This window comes from Nocardiopsis aegyptia, assembly GCF_013410755.1.
Taxonomy (GTDB): domain Bacteria; phylum Actinomycetota; class Actinomycetes; order Streptosporangiales; family Streptosporangiaceae; genus Nocardiopsis; species Nocardiopsis aegyptia.
Genome location: NZ_JACCFS010000001.1, coordinates 3557583 through 3574729, shown reverse-complemented (window position 1 = coordinate 3574729; position 17147 = coordinate 3557583). Strand labels below are relative to the sequence as shown.

The window sequence follows — 17147 nt, the reverse complement described above, 5'->3', positions numbered from 1 at the left end:
GCCGTCGACCGGGCAGGCGCCCCTCCGCGCGTTGTCCCCCCGCTACCGGCCGAAGGCCTCGCCCACGGACGCGGCGAGCCGCAGATAGGACTCCCTGGTCGCGGTCGCCAGCTGTTCCAGGTCCACCTCGGCGCCCTCCTCCAGGTGTCCGTCCCAGGGCACCCGCACCACGGCGCGGCAGCGCCCCGCGAAGTGCTCCTCCAGTCGTCCCAGGTCGACACTGCTCTTGCTGTTGGAACGCACCATCGACAGCACCACGACCGCGCCCCGCACGAGTGGGCCGTGACCGTGGGCCTCCAGCCAGTCGAGCGTGGCGCTGGCGCTGCGGGCGCCGTCCACGGACGCCGAGCTGACCAGGACGACCTGGTCGGCCAGGCCCAGCACGCCGCGCATCGCCGAGTGCAGGAGTCCGGTGCCGCAGTCGGTGATGCAGATGGAGTAGAAGTGCTCGACGATCCGGGCGACCTCCCGGTAGTCGGCGTCGCTGAAGGCCTCCGACACCGCGGGGTCCCGGTCCGAGGCCAGGATCTCCAGGCGGCTGGGCGCCTGGGAGGTGAAGCCGCGGATGTCGGCGTAGCGCGCCACCAGGTGCCGTTCGTTGAGCAGGTCGCGGATGGTCGCGGCCGTCTCCAGGCGCACCTTGTCCGACAGCGTGCCGCGGTCGGGGTTGGCGTCCACGGCCAGGACCCGGTCGCCGCGCAGCGACGCGAGTGTCGCACCGAGGGCGACCGTGGTCGTGGTCTTGCCGACACCGCCCTTGAGGCTGAGCACGGCCACCCGGTGGTGTCCGGACGCGACCGGTGTGGACGCCCGGGCGACGAGTTCGCGCCGGTGCAGGACCCGCGCCGACTCGCCCGGGTTGACCAGGCCCAGGGTCGCGGCGTGCACGGCCCTGCGCCAGCCGGTACTGGGACCCTGGCGGCGGTTGCGGACCAGGGTGGCGGCGTTGAGCGAGTCCGAGGTCTCGCCGTGCTCGGCCGGGGGCCGCTCCTGGTCCCACCGGGGGCCGGACGGCGTGCCGGCGGGAGCGGGCGGACCCGGGGAGCCGCCGCGCGAACCGGGCGCCGAGGACGCCCACGGGCTCGACGCGGCCGGGGCCTCCGGCGGCGGGGCGGGCACCGTGGACGAGCCCGTGCCGGGCGCGAGCGGGAGGGTCCCGTCCTCCTCCGTGCCCTCCCGGGCGGTGGGCCGCGGCGGGCGGACGACGTCGGTGTCCGCGGCCGGGGCCTCCGGCGGCGCCGCACCCGAGGGTTCGACGCGCTCCGTGTCCAGCGGGGGCAGCTGTTCCGGTTCGGGCACGTCGGAGTCGCCGCGCAGCTTCCTCGGACCGAGCGGGTCCGCGGCGCCCCCGCCGGGACGTGTGGGACGCGTGGGACGGATGGGTCGCCGGTTGCGCGGGCCGGGCAGGAGCCGAACCGTGCCGCCGCCCAGCTCCTCCTCCGGCGGGTCGGCCGCCCGGTCCTCCCCGGCCGGCGGCGGTGCCGCCACACCCGTCCCCGGCTCGGGAGGCGGCGCGCCCTGCGGCGGGCCGGCCGTCCCGGCGGGCGGGGTGCCGTCGCCCGTGGAGTTCTCGGGCAGCCGGGCGTAGGGCGGCGGGGGCGGCGCCGCGCCGTCGAAGCCGCCGAACCACTGTTCCCGGGGCGACGGGGCGGCCGGCTCCGGGAACCGCGTGACCTCGGTGGCCGTCTCGCCGAGCTCCTCCGCGTCGTCCTCCGACGGTTCCCGGAGTGCCTCGGAGCGCTCCTCGACGGTCGGGTCGGTCCCCTCGTCGGGACCGCCGCCCGGACCGCTGTGTTCCTGGTCTGCCACCGTCGTTCTCCTGCGTAGAGGGGTTGAGCCGTGTGGGGGCGCGTGCTCCGTGGGGAGGAGCACCGGGGACCCCGTCTGCACTCCTACCCGCACAAGCACAGCAAAGCATCCTCGAAGGGGGCGTGAACAGAGCAATCCGGGGATGTGGCCCGGCCCCGCGCTGGGTACTGTCTGCGTCATGTACGCGATCCGTATCCCAGAGCCCGGAGGACCCGACGTCCTGTCATGGACCGAGGTCCCCGACCCGGTCCCCGCCGAAGGCGAGGTCCTGGTGGACATCGCCGCGAGCGCGGCCAACCGCGCGGACGTCGCCCAGCGCCAGGGCAACTACCCGCCCCCGGCCGGCGCCTCCGAGTACCCCGGCCTGGAGTGCTCGGGCACCGTGGCCGCCCTCGGCCCCGGCACCGAGGAGTCCGGCTGGAGCGTGGGCGATCCCGTCTGCGCGCTGCTGACCGGCGGCGGCTACGCCGAGCGGGTCGCCGTCCCCGTCGGCCAGCTCCTGCCCGTCCCCAAGGGCGTCGGCCTCGTCGAGGCGGCCGCGCTGCCCGAGGTGGCCTGCACCGTCTGGTCCAACCTGGTCATGGTCGGCGGCCTCAAGGAGGGGGAGACCTTCCTCGTGCACGGCGGGGGCAGCGGCATCGGCACGTTCGCCATCCAGTTCGCCCGTGCCCTCGGAGCCCGGGTGGCGGTAACCGCCGGCAGCGACGCCAAGCTGGAGCGCTGCCGTGAGCTCGGCGCCGACATCACCATCAACTACCGCACCGAGGACTTCACCGAGCGGATGCGCGCCGAGGGCGGTGCCGACCTGATCCTCGACATCATGGGCGGCTCCTACCTGGACGCGAACCTGCGTTCCCTGTCCACGAACGGCCGGCTGGTGATCATCGGCCTCATGGGCGGCCGCAGGGCGGAGGCCGATCTGGGGCGTATGCTCGCCAAGCGCCTGTCGGTCCACGCCACCACACTGCGTTCACGGCCCGCCGCAGAGAAGGCGGCCATCACCGCGGGAGTACTCGAACAGGTCTGGCCGTTGGTAGAAAAAGGAACCATCCGCCCCGTCGTGGACCGCGAGGTACCCCTCAGGGACGCGGCGGAGGCACACCGAGTCATGGAATCGAGCGCGCACACCGGCAAGATCCTTCTCACCCGCTGACGACGCGCCGACGACATCCGCTGAAGGGGACTGATGAGCAGCGCAGACGACCAGAACGAACGGCCCCAGGTGCTGGTGATGGGGTCCGATGAGCACACGGGCGAACCGGAGGAGGGCACCGAGGAGCCCCGCACCCTCGCCGACATGGTGGAGCAGCCCGCCAAGGTGATGCGGATCGGCAGCATGATCCGCCAGCTTTTGGACGAGGTGAAGGCGGCCCCCCTCGACGAGGCCAGCCGGGCACGCCTCAAGGAGATCCACACGTCCTCCATCAAGGAGCTGGAGGACGGACTGGCCCCCGAGCTCATCGAGGAGCTGGAGCGGCTCACCCTGCCGTTCGCGGAGGGCTCGGCGCCCAGCGACGCGGAACTCCGGATCGCGCAGGCCCAGCTCGTCGGGTGGCTGGAAGGGCTGTTCCACGGCATCCAGACGACCCTGTTCGCCCAGCAGATGGCCGCTCGCGCCCAGCTGGAGAACATGCGCAAGGCACTGCCGCCCGGGGTGGGCGGCCTCCAGGGCCAGGGCGGACCCGGTGGGGAGCCGAACGCCGGTTCGGGGCCGTACCTCTAGTTGGCGCCCTCGCAGGCTCGGCCGCGCACTCGGGGCGCCGGGGAGCCAACCCCCTGCACACCCCCAAAGCCGAACGGCCTGCCTCTCACCCACTGGGGTGGAGGTAGGCCGTCTTCTGCAGCTCCAACCCCGCTGCACACCGCATAGCCGAACGGCCTACCTCCGACCCCTGCGGTCGAGGTAGGCCGTTGCGTGCGGCTTCACACCCCTGGGGCGCGTGCCCGAGCCCTGGGACGCGGCCCAGGGGGCGGGATCGAGGTCAGCCCTTCCTGGGCGGGGTGACCGGCTCGATGACGTCGCGGCCCAGGTACGGGCGCAGTGCCTCGGGCACGACCACGGAGCCGTCCTCGCGCTGGTGGTTCTCCAGGATCGCGACGATCCAGCGGGTCGTGGCCAGCGTGCCGTTGAGCGTGGCGGCGAAGCGGGGCCTGCCGTCCTCACCGCGGAAGCGCACGTTGAGGCGGCGGGCCTGGAAGTCCGTGCAGTTCGACGTGGAGGTGAGCTCCCGGTAGGTCTCCTGGGTGGGCACCCACGCCTCGCAGTCGTACTTGCGGGCCGCACTCGTCCCCAGGTCGCCGCCGGCGATGTCCACCACGCGGTAGGGCAGCTCCAGCTTGTCCAGCATCTCCCGCTCCCACGCGAGCAGCCGCAGGTGCTCCTCGTCCGCGGTGTCCGGGTGGGCGTAGACGAACATCTCCACCTTGTTGAACTGGTGGACGCGGATGATGCCCCGGGTGTCCTTGCCGTAGGACCCGGCCTCCCGGCGGAAGCAGGGCGACCAGCCGATGTACCGGTTGGGCAGGTCGTCGGCGGGCAGGATCTCGGCGGCGTGGTATCCGGCCAGCGGCACCTCGGAGGTGCCGACCAGGTACAGGTCGTCCGCGGGCAGGTGGTAGATCTCGTCGGAGTGCTCGCCGAGGAACCCCGTGCCCTCCATGGTCTCGGGCTTGACCAGCACCGGCGGGATCATCGGGGTGAAACCGGCCTCGACGGCCTGGTTCATCGCCATGTTGAGCAGCGCCAGCTCCAGCTGCGCGCCCACACCGGTGAGGAAGTAGAAACGGGCACCGGAGACCTTGGCGCCGCGCTCCATGTCGATGGCGCCGAGCATCTCGCCCAGCTCCAGGTGGTCGCGCGGGGTGAAGTCGAACTCGCGCGGCGTCCCCACGGTCTCCATGACGCGGAAGTCGTCGACGCCGCCCTCGGGGGCGCCCTCCTGCACGAGGTTGGGCACGCGCGCGAGCGCGGCGTTCAGCTCGTCGCCGAGCCTGCCCGCCTCCGCCTCGGCCTCCTTGACCTCGGCGGACAGCGACTTGGCCCGCGCGAGCAGCTCCTCGCGCTCCTCGGCCGACGCCTTGGAGACCGACTTGCCCACGCTCTTCTGCTCGGCGCGCAGGGTCTCGAACCGGGTCAGCGCGGCACGGCGGCCGGAGTCCAGTTCGAGCAGGCGGTCGGCGACGGAGGGGTCCTCGCCTCGGGCCCGCTGCGAGGCTCGGAGTCGTTCGGGGTCATCTCGGAGTGCGCGAAGGTCGATCACGTCAAGCAGGTTACCGTCAGGGCCCGCCGGGCCCGACATCTTTTCCGCCAGTCGCGTCATGGCCGGGCACCTGCGCCGTCCATTCCACGAGGGGGCCGCCGGCGGGACCGCGCGGCCGGACGGCGACCGTGGAGGAGGACGGTGTGAAGGCACTGCGCGAGATGACCACCCAGGAACTCAACGAGGCCCTGGAGGCCCTGGACAGCGTGCGCCCCGAGGACACCGCGCTGCGGCTGGCGCTGTACCTGGAGCTGCGGCGGGCCGCGAAGGAGGAGTGGGTCTTCGACGCCAGTGACGACGAGGAGGAACAGTACGAGGTGTGCTGATCCGGCCGCTCAGTCGACCTGGCCGGAGCGGATCCGCGCGAGCCAGCGCTCGGCCTCGGCGAAGTCGGCGTCGGTGGTGGAGCGCGGGCGCAGCGGCGGATCGAGGTCGTCGGTGCGGCCGCTGCGCGGATAGCTGCCGAGGAAGCGCACGTCGCGGCAGACGCGGCGGATGCCCATGAGCGCCTCGCCGACGCGCGCCTCGGCCACGTGGCCCTCGGCGTCGATGCAGAAGCAGTAGTTGCCCAGCCGGTCCCCGGTCGGCCGGGACTCCAGGCGGGTGAGGTTGACCCCGCGGACCGCGAACTGGTTGAGGACCTCGATCAGGGCGCCGGGGTGGTCGTCCGCGATGAAGGCGACCAGTGACGTCAGGTCGGTGCCCGTGGGCTCGGGCAGCGGGCCGGGCCGGGACAGGTGGATGAACCGGGTCGCGGCGTCGGACCGGTCGCCCACGTTGCCGGCCAGGGCGCGCAGCCCGTACCTCTCCCCGGCGAACACCGCGCAGATCGCGGCGTCGAAGGGGGCGCCCGGCTCGGCCACGGTGCGCGCGGCGGCGGCCGTGGAGGACACGGTGTGGGTGTCGGCGTCCGGCAGGTGCTGGGCGAGCCAACCGCGGCACTGGGCGAGCGCGTGCGGGTGGGTCGCCACCCGCTTGACGTCCTCCAGGGCCGTGCCCGGGCGCGCGAAGAGCGCGAACTCCACCGGTACGGCGGTCTGCCCGGTGATGAGCAGGGGCTCGCCGTTGATGAGTTCGGCGATCGTGGCGGTGACCCCGCCCTCGACCGAGTTCTCCAGCGGAACGACACCGCCGTCCACCGCCCCCGAGCGGACCGCGTCGAAGACGGAGGCGACACTGTCACACGGGATGCGCGCCTCGTCGGGCGCGTCCGGGCGCAGATCGCGCATGGCGGCTTCGGTGAAGGTGCCCTCGGGGCCGAGGTAGGCGTAACGGTTGGGCATGCTGTTCAGGTTATACGGGTCGGCCGTCGCGGGTGCGGTCGCGCCGGGAACGGGCGGAGGCGGCGTCGCGTCCGACCCGCCCGGCACCGGTCCGCTCGCCGCGCGAGCGCCCACCGGGACCGCCGCCGTCGGCGTCGGCGTCGGCCTTGGCGTCGGCCTTGGCGTCGGCGCCGGCGTCGGCCTTGGCGTCGGCGCCGGCCTTGGCGTCGGCGCCGGCCTCATCAGCGTCGGCCTTGGTATCGCCGTCCGTCTCGGTGCCGTCGGGCTCCGTGCCCGCGTTGGTCTCGTCCCCGTCGCTGGACTCCGCCTCGGCGGCCGCCTCCGTCGACGCCTCGGCGTCCTCCGCGTCCTCGTCGGCGGCCAGGACGGTGACCCGCAGGTCGTCCGGCGCGTCCGCGTCCTTCGCGGCGTCACCGCTCGGCGTCGGCCGCGGCACCGTGACCGGGATCCCCGATCCGACACCGTCGCCCAGGCGTGCGGAGCGGATGACCCGGTACTCCTCGGGGCTGAGCAGGCTCTCGGCGTCGCCGCGGGTGATGGCCTTGGCGTAGGTGCGCGACTCGGTCCGCCCGTTGATGGACGTGAGGACCACCCCGTCGCCGTCACTGTTGAGCATCGCCAAGGAGAACGACCGGGCGCCCGACATCTCCTCGAGCGCGTCGTAGTGGAGCACCGCCACGTCCCGGACCGCACGCGGGTCGGTGCCGGCGGCGCCCGCCGCGGCCGCCCGGTCGGCGAGTGCCTGTGATTCGCTGGTGACCGCCCGGGCCCTGGTCAGCGCGTATCCGCCGCAGATGAGCCCGCCCAGGCCCGCGAGCATGCCTATCGAAGCCAGGATCGTAGTGAACACAGCGCGAGCGTAGCGCTACACACCGCACCCATGGGGCTACTCCAGGCGATTCCCAAGGAACATTGGGATGATTTTTCGGGACAGCTCACCCGGAGCGGCGACCGCTCGTCCCCGGGCGCGGTCCCACTGGCGCCGCAGGGTCGGCCGCAGCTCGCGCGCGGCGAGCGCCCTGGCCACGTCCGTGAACTGGTGGGCGCGGTGGAGCTGGGCCCGCAGGTCGGTGCCGGTGGCCCGGTGCTCCAGCGGCACCTCCACCTCGACCACCCGGAAGCCGGCGCGGAGCACGTCGATGGTCAGCCCCGTCTCGACGCCGAAGCCCCGGGCGAGCGGCGTGGCGGCGTCGAAGGCCGCCCGCGTGATGCAGCGCTGCCCGTTCAGCGGCTGTTCGGGCTCCCATCCGGTGGCGCGCAGGACCCCGTTCCGAGCGAGTCGCACCACGAACCCGTGTCCGCCCAGGCGCAGCCGGGTGGCGGGGAAGAGCGCGATCGCCATGTCGGCGTCCCCCCGGCGGACGGGTTCGATCAGCGGAGCCGCTTCGGCCGCGGTTCCGCCGAGGTCGGCGTCGAGGAAGAGCAGGTGGCGCGGTCCGCCCGCGGCGGTGCCGTCGTCGGCCTCGCGCTGTTCGATCCGGCGGACGCCCTCCGCACCGGTCTGCATGGCCGCGCCCTTGCCGCGGTTGCGCCGGTGCTTGAGCACGCGTGCGCCCGCGTCGAGCGCACGCGCGACGGTGGCGTCGGTGGAACCGTCGTCCACCACGATCACGAGGTCCACGCCGGGCAGCCCTCTGGCCTCCTCGACGGTCGGACCGATCCGCGCCGCTTCGTCCTTGGCCGCGATGATCACGGCGATGCCCGTCTGCACCGGTACGTCGGCCTCCCCTTGACCCACGGCCGGTCTACGACGCGTTGCCGGTTCCCGCGGCCACCGGGAGGGCGTCGAGGTCGGCATGGATGACGAACACCTCGTCCAGGCCCGTGACCTCGAGAACCTTCATGACCGCTGGCTTGGGCGCCACGAGTTCGAGGTCGCCGTCCTTGTCACGCGACCGCTTCATCGCGGACAACAGCACACTGATGCCGGTCGAGTCGCAGAACTCCACCCGCGACATGTCGATGACCAGCCGTCGTGCGCCGTCTTCCAAGGCGTCGACGAGCTCGTTGCGCAACTGGGGTGCCGTGTACAGGTCGACCTCACCACCCACGGTGACAACTGCGAGATCGTCCTGAGATCGGCTCGATATGTTCAACTCCACAGTCGTGACTGTAGCGGCCCCGTCACTCCGTGGCCACCTCGTTGGCGGCGTTTCGCGACAACGATCCCCTTCCTCCGCACACACCCCAGCTCAGACCCCAGGCCGTGACACCCAGAGCGTTGCGGGGGATGTCGCCGCCCGGGCTGAAATGCAGCCACAGCCCTACGGATCCCCAGGGGGTCGGAACCGCACGAATGCGTCCTACCTCGACCCCAGGGGGTGAGAGGCAGGCCGTTCAGCTTTGGGGACCGCTGGGGGGTTGGCTCGGGGCGCGCCAGTGTTCTGCAGGAGGAGACGGGGCCGCAGCGAGGAACGAGCAAGGCAAGTCGACGACGAAGAACACTGGCCTCCCAGCGCCCCGCGCCCGAGCTTGCGAGGGCGCCGACGCGTCCTGGAGGGCCTGGAGGTGCACTCCCGAGGAACGAGGGAGTGCACCGGAAGGACCGAAGGGCGCGTCTTCCGGGCGCACGAGCACGGGCCAAAGCTAGAAGGACTGCGCCGCAGGCGTCCGTTGAGGGTGGTGGCGGGCGACGGCGTGGGCACGAGCGGAGGCCCCAGAAAAGCACAGGCGGAGGCCCAAAAAAGCTCAGAGCAGCGCGCCCCACGCCGGGGCGCTCTGCCGCACGCGCAGCCGCAGCTCCACGATGTCGGCGCCCCCGTGGTCGCCGTCCGCCGTCACCTCGGTCCTGATGTCGCGCGCGGTCGCCACGTCGTCGGCGGACAGGTCCAGCACCGCCCACACGGTCGTGGTGGTGGCGTCCATCTCGGTGCCCCAGCGCCCGGACAGCGTCTGCACGATGCCCAGCCCGCGCCCGCCGAGTCCGGAGATGGAGGGGCGGGCCACCCGCGGCATCGTGCTGGAGCCGCCGTCGCGGACCGCGAGCTCGACCCAGCCGCCGCCCGTGGCGCCGCGGTCGATCTCCACTCGCCAGGAGACCCCGACGCAGCCGTCGGGGTCGTCCGGTGTGCACAGGGGGCTCGCATGGCGCAGCGCGTTGCTGACGAGTTCGCTGAGGATGAGGGCGGCGTCGTCGACCCGGCCCTCGCCGATCTCCACGGCGCGCAGGTCGCTGCACAGGCGCTGGCGGGCGCCGGTGACGCTGGCCGAGGTGTAGGGAAGAGTGACGCTCCGCTCGACCTGGTGGCGGCCGTTGACGGCGTCACGTGGTGTGTGGTCTCCAGACACGGCTTTCTTCCCTGCGCGTTTCGGTCCTTCTCGGTCGGTCCGGAACCCGCCCGAAGTGTGCCAGCGAATTCCACCAGGGGTGGAAATGCCCCGATCACCTCGGGGGGAAACCCACCAGGAGATGAATCACGGCCGATGACCGGCGCCCCGAGGCACGGATCGCTGGCGTGGCAAGGCTTCTGCGGCTTTTGTGGAGTTTGATGTTTCTTGGGGCGGAGGTTGCCCCTGCGACACCCGAGCGGGTGGCACGGGTGGTAACGGCACCTCCCCGGGCGACGACCGCCCCCCGCGCTCGCGCGTCCGGCCCCGGACCGACGCGTGGCCCGGCGCCCGCACCCCTGCGGCCGCCTCCGCGGCGTCCGGGGACTCGTCGCCGTGCCGGGGCAGGGTCAGGCGCATCCGCGTCCCCCGCTCCCGCCGGTGCGCGGTGACCTCGCCGCCCTGTTCCCGCGCGAGCTGGCGGACGATGTACAGCCCCAGGCCGAGACCGCCGAAGCCGCGCCGGTCCCCGCGCACCCCGGACTGTACGAAGCGGTCGAAGATGCGGTCCTCATCCCCGGGGACCACGCCCAGCCCCTCGTCGTCCACGAGCACCGTCACGTGCTCGCCCTCCGCCCGGGCACTCACGCGCACGGTGCCGCCCTCGGGCGAGAACTTGATGGCGTTGTCCAGCAACTGGTCCATGATGATGCCCGTGGCCAGGGGGTCCCCGACCGTCCGCGCGAGCTCGCCCTCGGCCTCCAGGGTCATGTCGTGCCGCTCCGAGAGCGGTTTGAAGGCGGTGACCGACCGGCGCAGGAGTTCCCGCAGGTCGAAGCGGACGCGCTTGACGTCGAGCTCCCCGCGCGCCACGTCCGACCCCAGCCGGAGCCGGTCCACGAGAGCGGAGAGCGTGGCCGACCGCTCGGCGATGGTGCCGACCGCCTCGCGCTGGGCCTGCGCGGAGAGCCGGTCCCACTTGCGCATCAGGGTGGTCGCGTACCCCTGGATGACCGTGATGGGGGTGCGCAGCTCGTGTCCCGTGGTGGCCAGGAAGAACTCCTGCTCGGTCTCCAGCGCCTTCTGCGCCGTGATGTCGCGGAAGTCCACCACCCACTCGTGCGTGCGCGGGATCCGCGCCATGAGGATCTCCAGCCAGCGCCCGTCCTTGAGCTGGTGCTTGATCGGCTCACCGTGCGACGCGGGCAGGGGGAACGGAGGATGGCGGCCCTCGACCGCCTCCACGGGGTAGCCGGTGAGCTCCACGGCGGAGCGGTTCCACTTGCGGATACGCCCGCCGAAGTCGAGCACGGCGATCCCGTCGGCGCTGGAGTCCGACACCGCCTGTTCGTGGACCCGCTGGAGGTTGAGCTCCTCGTAGGCCATCGCGTTGCCGATCGCGACGCCGGCGTGCGCCGCCAGCAGTTCGAGCAGCTCCAGCTCGACGTGTCCGACCCTGCGCTGGCTGTAGAGCGCGTACAGCGCGCCGTAGGGGCGTCCGTGCACGTTGGACACGCACAGGGCGATGGTGTGCAGCCCCGGCAGGTCCGCCCAGACCAGGTCGTCCAGCGTCCGGGTGTCGTCGTTGGCCAGCAGGACCGACTTGCCGCTGCGCAGCAGCTCACCGAACAGGCTGGTCTCCAGGGGAGCGCTGTACCCGTGGAGGTCGTCGGACAGGTCGGTGAGGCTGACCAGCTCGACCCGGTCCTCGTTGAGCAGCACGAACCCGCCGGCGTCGGCCCCGGTCAGTTCCGTGAGACTGCCGGAGATCCGGTCCAGGACCGACTTCAGGCTGAGGTCGGCGTTGATGTCGGCCACCACGTCGGTGAGGCGGCGCACCAGCCGGGCCCGTTCCATGGCCGCCGACTGGACCTGCACCTCGTTCCACGGGGAGAGCGTCTGCACCCAGCCGATGTGCCCGCCGTCGCCGTCGCGGGCACAGCTGGTGTTGATGCGGACGTCGATGACAGCGCTGTCCTTACGCACGCGCCGCGTGAACACGGCCAGCGGGCTTCCGGCGCGCACCTGTTCGAGCACCGCGCCGTGCTCGGCCGTCAGCTCGGCCGGGACGATCGGCAGTTCCCGTCCGAGCACCTCGTCCTCGCGCCAGCCGAACATGCGCTCGGCCGCCGGATTCCAGACGGTGACTCGGCGCTCGCTGTCGATGCCGACCACGGCGTCCGCTGATGAGGCCAGCACGGCATCGGCGCTGAGGGGCGCGCGCTCGGAACTCACGTCGTCATAGTGCCACCCGGGAGCGCCTCAGTGGCAGGGCTTTGCGCAATCCGATCGAATTCCTCGCGGATCGGTGCTCACACCACGCGCGGTTCGGCGTCGGCCTCGGCCGCCATCTCGCGTCCGGCGCGCTCCCAGGCCGCCATGCCGCCCGCGACGTTGACCGAGTCCCAACCCGCCTGGTTCAGTGCCATGACCGCCTGCGCCGACCGGCCGCCGACCCGGCACACCACGTACACCTTCCGGTCCTTGGGCACCTCGTCGGCCCGCCCGCCGAGCTCACCGAGCGGGATGTGCACCGCGTCGGGCGCGTGACCGGCCCGCCACTCGTCGTCCTCGCGCACATCGAGCAGGTACCCGTCCTCGGGCACCTCCGTGACGCCCGTCTCCGGGACTCCCCCACCGAACATTTCGCCCCCTGGTCGTCATTTCGTCGAGATGGATGGAACCACGCATGGACGGGGTTCGTCCAAACTGTATGGCTCAGCTCACCATCGCCACGGCCCTGCCGGCCCGCCTCGCCGCACTCGCAGCCCTTGGCCTGCTTATCACGGCCTGCGGCAACGAGCCAGACGAGGTGGGCACGGCCGCTCCCGAGGCAGAACAGGAATCCGCCTCTCCCTCCGCCCCGGACGAGGACGACCAGGAGGCGTCCCCCGAACCGGACGACGACACCCAGGCCCCCGACGACACCGAAGCGACCCCTCCCGCGGCCGACACCGCCCTCACGATCGAACGCACCCTCGGCGACGACGAGGCCCTCACCCCGGAGGCCGGTTACGAGGAGGGCGTGTGGACGCTCACCTGCGGCCCCGTCGGCGGCGACCACCCCGAGGCCGAAGCGGCCTGTGACGAGATCGCCGAGGTCGGCACCGAGCCGTTCCTCATGGACACCAGCGACATGATGTGCACGATGCAGATGGGCGGCCCCGAGGTCGTCCACGTCACCGGCCACATCGGCGACACAGAGATCGACACCGAGTTCAACAAGGTCGGCGGTTGCGAGATCGACCGCTTCGAGACGGTCGAGACCGTCATCACGTTCTGACCCCGGCCGGGAGGGGCCCGTCCGCCCGGACCGGCCCCTCCCGGCACCGGCGTGGGCGGTTCAGGACGTGTAGGGCGTGTCCCAGAAGGCCACCTCGTGGCGCATGCCCTCCAGGAAGAAGCGCTCGGCCCGCTCCGGGTCCGGCTCGGCCTCCTCCAGCCGGCGCCCGTAGTGCTCGGTCAGCCGGGTGAACTCCGGGTCGGCGTAGGTGTCCACCCAGCGCGCGTAGCGCGGATCCGCCGGGCGCGACTTCGCCAGTTCGAGCCCGAGCGTGTTGTAGCCCCACATGCAGGGGTACACGGCCGCGAGCCCGTCGCGGTAGTCGGCGGCGGCCTCCAGCAGCCACGCGGTGTAGGCCGCGCACGCCGGACCCTTCTCCTTCGTGGTCAGGTCGGCGCCGAACTCCCCGGAGAGCGAGCGGTGCAGCTCCAACTCCTCGTTCAGCGTGCTGTGCGCGATCCCGACGAGGTCGGCCAGGTGGTCGTCGGGCGCCTGCCAGGCCAGGCGGGAGAACGCCCGCGCGTAGTCGAGCAGGTAGAGGTGGTCCTGCTCCAGCCAGTAGCGGAAGGCGCGCTCGTCGAGGTCGCCCCGGGCGATGCCGGCGACGGTCGGGTGGGCCAGCTGCTCGGCGACCAGGGGCCGCCCGATCTCATGGAGTCGTTCGATGGTGCTCACGAGCGAAGTGTGCCATCCGCCCGGATCCGTGCCCAGGGCCGGGCCGGTCGGCTCCCCGGCCGTGCCGGTCCGCCGCCACGCGCGGGGGAAGAGGACACGTGACCGGTTGCGGCCCCGCTCCGACCGACCGGAACGCCCGGGATCCGGGGTGTCCGGAACCCGGAGGCCCCGGACAAGCGAAAACCCGGTGACGATCGCTTCACGATCATCACCGGGTATCTTGGTGGGCGAAGCCCCTATCGGGGGTCCGGGGGCTGCCCCCGGGAGAAACGACGGAACGACCCCGTGAGCGCGTTGACGCGCGAACAGGGTCGTCCCGGGAGAGAAGTGGGCGAGGAGGGATTTGAACCCTCACATCCTTTCGGACACACGGACCTGAACCGTGCGCGTCTACCGTTCCGCCACCCGCCCGGGTGAACTCAATTCACTTGTATTGCCAGGTGATCCGCCCTCGTGTGGGCCGTTCGCCTGGCGACATGGATAAGGCTAGCACGGTCTGAACGCGGCTCGCACACTCGTTTCGGCCCACCTCGAACCGGGCTCTGCGGGGCCCCTCGCGGGGGTGCAGCGGGGGTGCACCTGAAACCAGGGGCACCCCGACCCGGTTACGATCGTCTACACATATGGAGTGGAGTACAAGGGAGGTACCTCGTGGGAGTGCTCCAACGCTTCGAGCGCAGGCTTGAGGGCATGATCGAAGGCACCTTCGCGATGGCCTTCAAGTCCGAGCTCCAACCGGTCGAGGTGGCGAGCGCCGTCCAGCGTGAGATGGACGAACGAGCCGCGATCGTCGCGCAGGGACGCACGCTGGTCCCCAACGACTTCATCGTGGAACTCGCGGCCAGCGACAAAGAGCGGCTGGAGGTCTACGCCGACAGCCTCGGCCAGGAGCTGTCCAAGCTCGCACGCGACTACGCGACCGAACAGGGATACTCCTTCGTCGGTCCGGTCCGCGTGCACTTCAGGTCGGACGAAGGCCTCAAGACCGGACGCTTCCGCATCCGGTCCGGCGTCGTGCGCGGCACCATGGTCGGCAAGGACGGTGAGGTGCGCCAGCCCGTCGGCGACCCCGGCGCCTCCGGCGGACCCCGCCAGACCGGCCGGCCCCGACTGCTCATCTCCCCCGGCGGCGCCACCGCGGAGGGCAGCATCGCCAGTCACGGCATGCAGCAGTCCTTCGAGCTGACCACACCGGTCACCCTCCTGGGCCGCGGCACCGACTGCGACCTGCGACTGGTCGACAACGGCGTCTCCCGGCACCACGTGGAGATCCGACTGGACGGGGACGAGGCGATCCTCGTGGACAAGGGGTCCACGAACGGCACCTTCGTCAACGGGCAGCAGGTCAGGCAGGCACGGCTCGTCGACGGCACCAGGATCAGCCTCGGCCGCACGACCATGACGTTCCGCCGCGACTAGTGCACGCCCGGCATGTTTCGCCGATCAGGGCCGACAGGACCGCAACCAACGCCGTCTTGTCGGCGTCTGAACGGTCGATAGTTCCGAGACGGGTGGAATAGGAGCCTGCTGTCGGATATCCGGTCGGGACGGTAGTCTCCGCGAAGACCTGACCGATCTGGCACGAGGACCGCGACCCTGGGGGGCGCGGTCCAGCAGACTCGACGACTCACCGACCGAAGGTGGGGCAGACATGGTGGCGGCAGCGACCGCCACCCCGGCCGAAGCACGACAGGGGCTGAAGAGCAGTTCGATGTCCAACTTGACCCTCATACTGATCAAGATCGCGTACCTCGCGGTGCTTTGGCTGTTCGTCCTCATGGCGGTCGGCGTTATCAGCACGGACCTCTTCGGCGCCAGGAAGAAGGCCAAGAAGAAGAAGCCCCGCCCGCGGGCGCGCACCGCCCCGCCCAGCAGGGCCGCCACTTCCGAGCCGCCCAGGCCGCGACCGCAGCGCCAGCGACGCAACGAGCCGTCCGTCCTGGCGGTCACCCAGGGACCGCTCACCGGGACCACGGTCGACCTCGCCTCCCAACCCATCCTCATCGGACGCGCGCCCGACTCCACCCTGGTCATCACGGACGACTACGCGTCGGGCCGCCACGCGCGCGTCTACGCCGACAACGGCCGCTGGTTCGTGGAGGACCTCAACTCGACGAACGGCACCTACCTCGGCCAGCAGAAGCTGAACCGCCCCCAGCCCATCACGGTGGGTCAGCCCATCCGTATCGGCAAAACCGTCCTGGAACTGCGCAAATGACAATCGCTCTCCGATACGCGGCGTACTCCGACGTAGGATGCCTCCGCGAAGGCAACGAAGACTCCGGCTACGCCGGCCAGCACCTCCTCGCGGTGGCCGACGGCATGGGCGGTTACGCCGGCGGCGAGGTGGCCAGCTCCATCGCGATCTCCTCGATCCGCCGCCTCGACGCCGAGGACCACCAGCCCGACGAGATGGCTGAGCACCTCCAGCGCGCCGTCGAGCAGGCCAACGCCTCGCTCTCCCGGCGGATCATGGAGGAGCCCCAGCTCGAGAACATGGGCACCACCCTCACCGCCATGCTCTGGTCCGGCGCCAGGGTCGCCCTGATCCACATCGGCGACTCACGCGCCTACCTCATGCGCGGGCCGCGCTTCGAGCAGATCACGCACGACCACACCCTGGTGCAGACCCTCGTCGACGAAGGCAAGATCACCGAGGAAGAGGTCGCCACCCACCCCCAGCGCTCGCTCATCCTGCGCGCGCTGGACGGCAAGAGCCCGGTCGACCCCGACATCTCCATCAGCGAGGCCAAGGTCGGCGACCGCTACATGCTCTGCTCGGACGGCCTGTCCGGCGTGGTCAGCAAGAAGACCATCCACGAGACCCTGGCGACCGAGACCGATCCGCGGGCCGCGGCCAAGAAGCTCATCGACCTGGCCAACCGCGGCGGCGGACCGGACAACATCACCGCGGTCGTCGCCGACGTGATCGAGACCGACACCGACCGCGAGGGCCCCACGGCCGCCGCACAGGTGGTGGGCGCCGCCGACCAGCGCGCCGCCACCGTCGAGCCGGAACCGGACACGCCCGCCAGACGCGCCCAGGAGCTGCGCGTGGGCGGTGACACCGCCGAGATGGACCCGGTCCGCGACGACGTCCCCGAACCGGGCTACGCCGGCGCGCCCTACGACGCCCAGTACGACCAGTCCTACGACGACTACGAGCCCGCCCCCACCCCCCGGCGGCGGCCCGAGCCCGAGCCGGAGTACCGCCAGCGCCGCTGGTGGCCGATCGTGCTGGTCTTCGTCGTCATCGTCGGCGCCGTGGCCGCGGGCGGCTACTACTTCGGTCGCCAGTACGTGGAGAGCCAGTACTACATCGGGCCGTCCCGCGACGGAGAGACCGTGAGCGTCTACCAGGGCATCAACACCGACATCGCCGGGATCGACCTGTCGGAGCAGGTCGAGGACACGGGCATCAGGCTCGACGACCTGCCCGAGGCCGACCGCCAGTCGGTGGAGAACACGCTTCCGGCCGACGACCTCCAGAGCGCCCAGGACGTCGTCGCGGACATGGGCGAGCGCGCCGGCCAGTCCGACACCGGATCGCCCGCGACCGAGTCGGAGTGA

General features: G+C 71.8%; 17 protein-coding genes and 1 tRNA gene. 7 read left to right on the top strand and 11 right to left on the bottom strand.

Annotated elements, in window-relative coordinates; all coding sequences use genetic code 11:
- Nucleotides 1-42: 42 nt before the first annotated feature.
- Nucleotides 43-1809 carry a nucleotide-binding protein gene (locus HNR10_RS16055; RefSeq protein ID WP_179824439.1) on the bottom strand — a complete coding sequence of 589 codons (1767 nt, stop codon included), beginning with the start codon at nucleotides 1807-1809 and terminating at the stop codon, nucleotides 43-45.
- A gap of 178 nt (nucleotides 1810-1987) precedes the next feature.
- Here HNR10_RS16055 and HNR10_RS16050 point away from each other — a divergent pair, with 178 nt between their 5' ends.
- Nucleotides 1988-2962: an NAD(P)H-quinone oxidoreductase gene (locus HNR10_RS16050; RefSeq protein ID WP_179824437.1), complete on the top strand. Its 975-nt coding sequence runs from the start codon at nucleotides 1988-1990 to the stop codon at nucleotides 2960-2962.
- A 33-nt stretch (nucleotides 2963-2995) separates the two neighbouring features.
- Nucleotides 2996-3532, top strand: coding sequence for a bacterial proteasome activator family protein (locus tag HNR10_RS16045; RefSeq protein ID WP_179824435.1), 537 nt, complete (start codon nucleotides 2996-2998; stop codon nucleotides 3530-3532).
- A gap of 259 nt (nucleotides 3533-3791) precedes the next feature.
- On the opposite strand, the gene serS is transcribed toward HNR10_RS16045, so the two are convergent.
- Nucleotides 3792-5069, bottom strand: a complete 1278-nt coding sequence (serS, locus tag HNR10_RS16040; RefSeq protein ID WP_179824433.1) for a serine--tRNA ligase — start codon at nucleotides 5067-5069, stop codon at nucleotides 3792-3794.
- Between the two features lie 143 nt (nucleotides 5070-5212).
- Here serS and HNR10_RS16035 point away from each other — a divergent pair, with 143 nt between their 5' ends.
- Nucleotides 5213-5395: a hypothetical protein gene (locus tag HNR10_RS16035; RefSeq protein ID WP_179824431.1), complete on the top strand. Its 183-nt coding sequence runs from the start codon at nucleotides 5213-5215 to the stop codon at nucleotides 5393-5395.
- A 9-nt stretch (nucleotides 5396-5404) separates the two neighbouring features.
- Here HNR10_RS16035 and pheA read toward each other — a convergent pair whose 3' ends face one another.
- The 7 genes from pheA to HNR10_RS16000 all read right to left on the bottom strand — a co-directional run bounded on the left by pheA (nucleotide 5405) and on the right by HNR10_RS16000 (nucleotide 12264).
- Nucleotides 5405-6352 (bottom strand): prephenate dehydratase, encoded by a 948-nt coding sequence (gene pheA / locus HNR10_RS16030; protein ID WP_179824429.1) that lies wholly within the window; start codon nucleotides 6350-6352, stop codon nucleotides 5405-5407.
- Between the two features lie 10 nt (nucleotides 6353-6362).
- Nucleotides 6363-7202 (bottom strand): DUF4446 family protein, encoded by an 840-nt coding sequence (locus tag HNR10_RS30795; RefSeq protein WP_312889288.1) that lies wholly within the window; start codon nucleotides 7200-7202, stop codon nucleotides 6363-6365.
- Between the two features lie 36 nt (nucleotides 7203-7238).
- Complete coding sequence (locus tag HNR10_RS16020; RefSeq protein ID WP_312889494.1) at nucleotides 7239-8045, bottom strand: glycosyltransferase family 2 protein; 807 nt, start codon at nucleotides 8043-8045, stop codon at nucleotides 7239-7241.
- Nucleotides 8046-8097: 52 nt separating this feature from the next.
- Nucleotides 8098-8454, bottom strand: coding sequence for an STAS domain-containing protein (locus tag HNR10_RS16015; protein ID WP_179824425.1), 357 nt, complete (start codon nucleotides 8452-8454; stop codon nucleotides 8098-8100).
- 586 nt (nucleotides 8455-9040) lie between these two features.
- Nucleotides 9041-9640, bottom strand: a complete 600-nt coding sequence (locus tag HNR10_RS16010; RefSeq protein WP_179824424.1) for an ATP-binding protein — start codon at nucleotides 9638-9640, stop codon at nucleotides 9041-9043.
- Nucleotides 9641-9766: 126 nt separating this feature from the next.
- Nucleotides 9767-11854, bottom strand: coding sequence for a PAS domain S-box protein (locus tag HNR10_RS16005; RefSeq protein WP_179824421.1), 2088 nt, complete (start codon nucleotides 11852-11854; stop codon nucleotides 9767-9769).
- A 77-nt stretch (nucleotides 11855-11931) separates the two neighbouring features.
- A complete protein-coding gene (locus HNR10_RS16000; protein WP_053618490.1) occupies nucleotides 11932-12264 on the bottom strand; it encodes a rhodanese-like domain-containing protein in 333 nt (110 codons plus the stop codon).
- A gap of 68 nt (nucleotides 12265-12332) precedes the next feature.
- On the opposite strand from HNR10_RS16000, the gene HNR10_RS15995 reads away from it, so the two are divergent.
- Nucleotides 12333-12902: an SSI family serine proteinase inhibitor gene (locus HNR10_RS15995; protein ID WP_179824419.1), complete on the top strand. Its 570-nt coding sequence runs from the start codon at nucleotides 12333-12335 to the stop codon at nucleotides 12900-12902.
- A 60-nt stretch (nucleotides 12903-12962) separates the two neighbouring features.
- Here HNR10_RS15995 and HNR10_RS15990 read toward each other — a convergent pair whose 3' ends face one another.
- Together HNR10_RS15990 and HNR10_RS15985 are read right to left on the bottom strand one after the other, a co-directional pair.
- Nucleotides 12963-13577, bottom strand: coding sequence for a TenA family protein (locus HNR10_RS15990; protein ID WP_179824417.1), 615 nt, complete (start codon nucleotides 13575-13577; stop codon nucleotides 12963-12965).
- Nucleotides 13578-13905: 328 nt separating this feature from the next.
- Nucleotides 13906-13988 (bottom strand) — tRNA-Leu (locus HNR10_RS15985).
- 240 nt (nucleotides 13989-14228) lie between these two features.
- Between HNR10_RS15985 and HNR10_RS15980 the strand changes: the two genes are divergently transcribed.
- From HNR10_RS15980 to HNR10_RS15970, 3 genes are all read left to right on the top strand, one after another.
- Nucleotides 14229-14996, top strand: coding sequence for an FhaA domain-containing protein (locus HNR10_RS15980; protein WP_449409983.1), 768 nt, complete (start codon nucleotides 14229-14231; stop codon nucleotides 14994-14996).
- A gap of 292 nt (nucleotides 14997-15288) precedes the next feature.
- Entirely contained in the window at nucleotides 15289-15795 is a 507-nt protein-coding gene (locus tag HNR10_RS15975) for an FHA domain-containing protein FhaB/FipA (protein ID WP_179824415.1), read from the top strand.
- Nucleotides 15792-17147: a Stp1/IreP family PP2C-type Ser/Thr phosphatase gene (locus tag HNR10_RS15970; RefSeq protein WP_179824413.1), complete on the top strand. Its 1356-nt coding sequence runs from the start codon at nucleotides 15792-15794 to the stop codon at nucleotides 17145-17147. The genes HNR10_RS15975 and HNR10_RS15970 overlap by 4 nt, the downstream gene beginning before the upstream one ends.

Bases quoted from the DNA above. Each gene is read 5' to 3' on its own strand.
- pheA (WP_179824429.1), bottom strand. From the start codon at position 6,352: ATGCCCAACCGTTACGCCTACCTCGGCCCCGAGGGCACCTTCACCGAA.
- HNR10_RS16050 (WP_179824437.1), top strand. From the start codon at position 1,988: ATGTACGCGATCCGTATCCCAGAGCCCGGAGGACCCGACGTCCTGTCA.
- HNR10_RS15970 (WP_179824413.1), top strand. From the start codon at position 15,792: ATGACAATCGCTCTCCGATACGCGGCGTACTCCGACGTAGGATGCCTC.
- HNR10_RS16000 (WP_053618490.1), bottom strand. From the start codon at position 12,264: ATGTTCGGTGGGGGAGTCCCGGAGACGGGCGTCACGGAGGTGCCCGAG.
- HNR10_RS15975 (WP_179824415.1), top strand. From the start codon at position 15,289: ATGTCCAACTTGACCCTCATACTGATCAAGATCGCGTACCTCGCGGTG.
- HNR10_RS16045 (WP_179824435.1), top strand. From the start codon at position 2,996: ATGAGCAGCGCAGACGACCAGAACGAACGGCCCCAGGTGCTGGTGATG.
- HNR10_RS15995 (WP_179824419.1), top strand. From the start codon at position 12,333: ATGGCTCAGCTCACCATCGCCACGGCCCTGCCGGCCCGCCTCGCCGCA.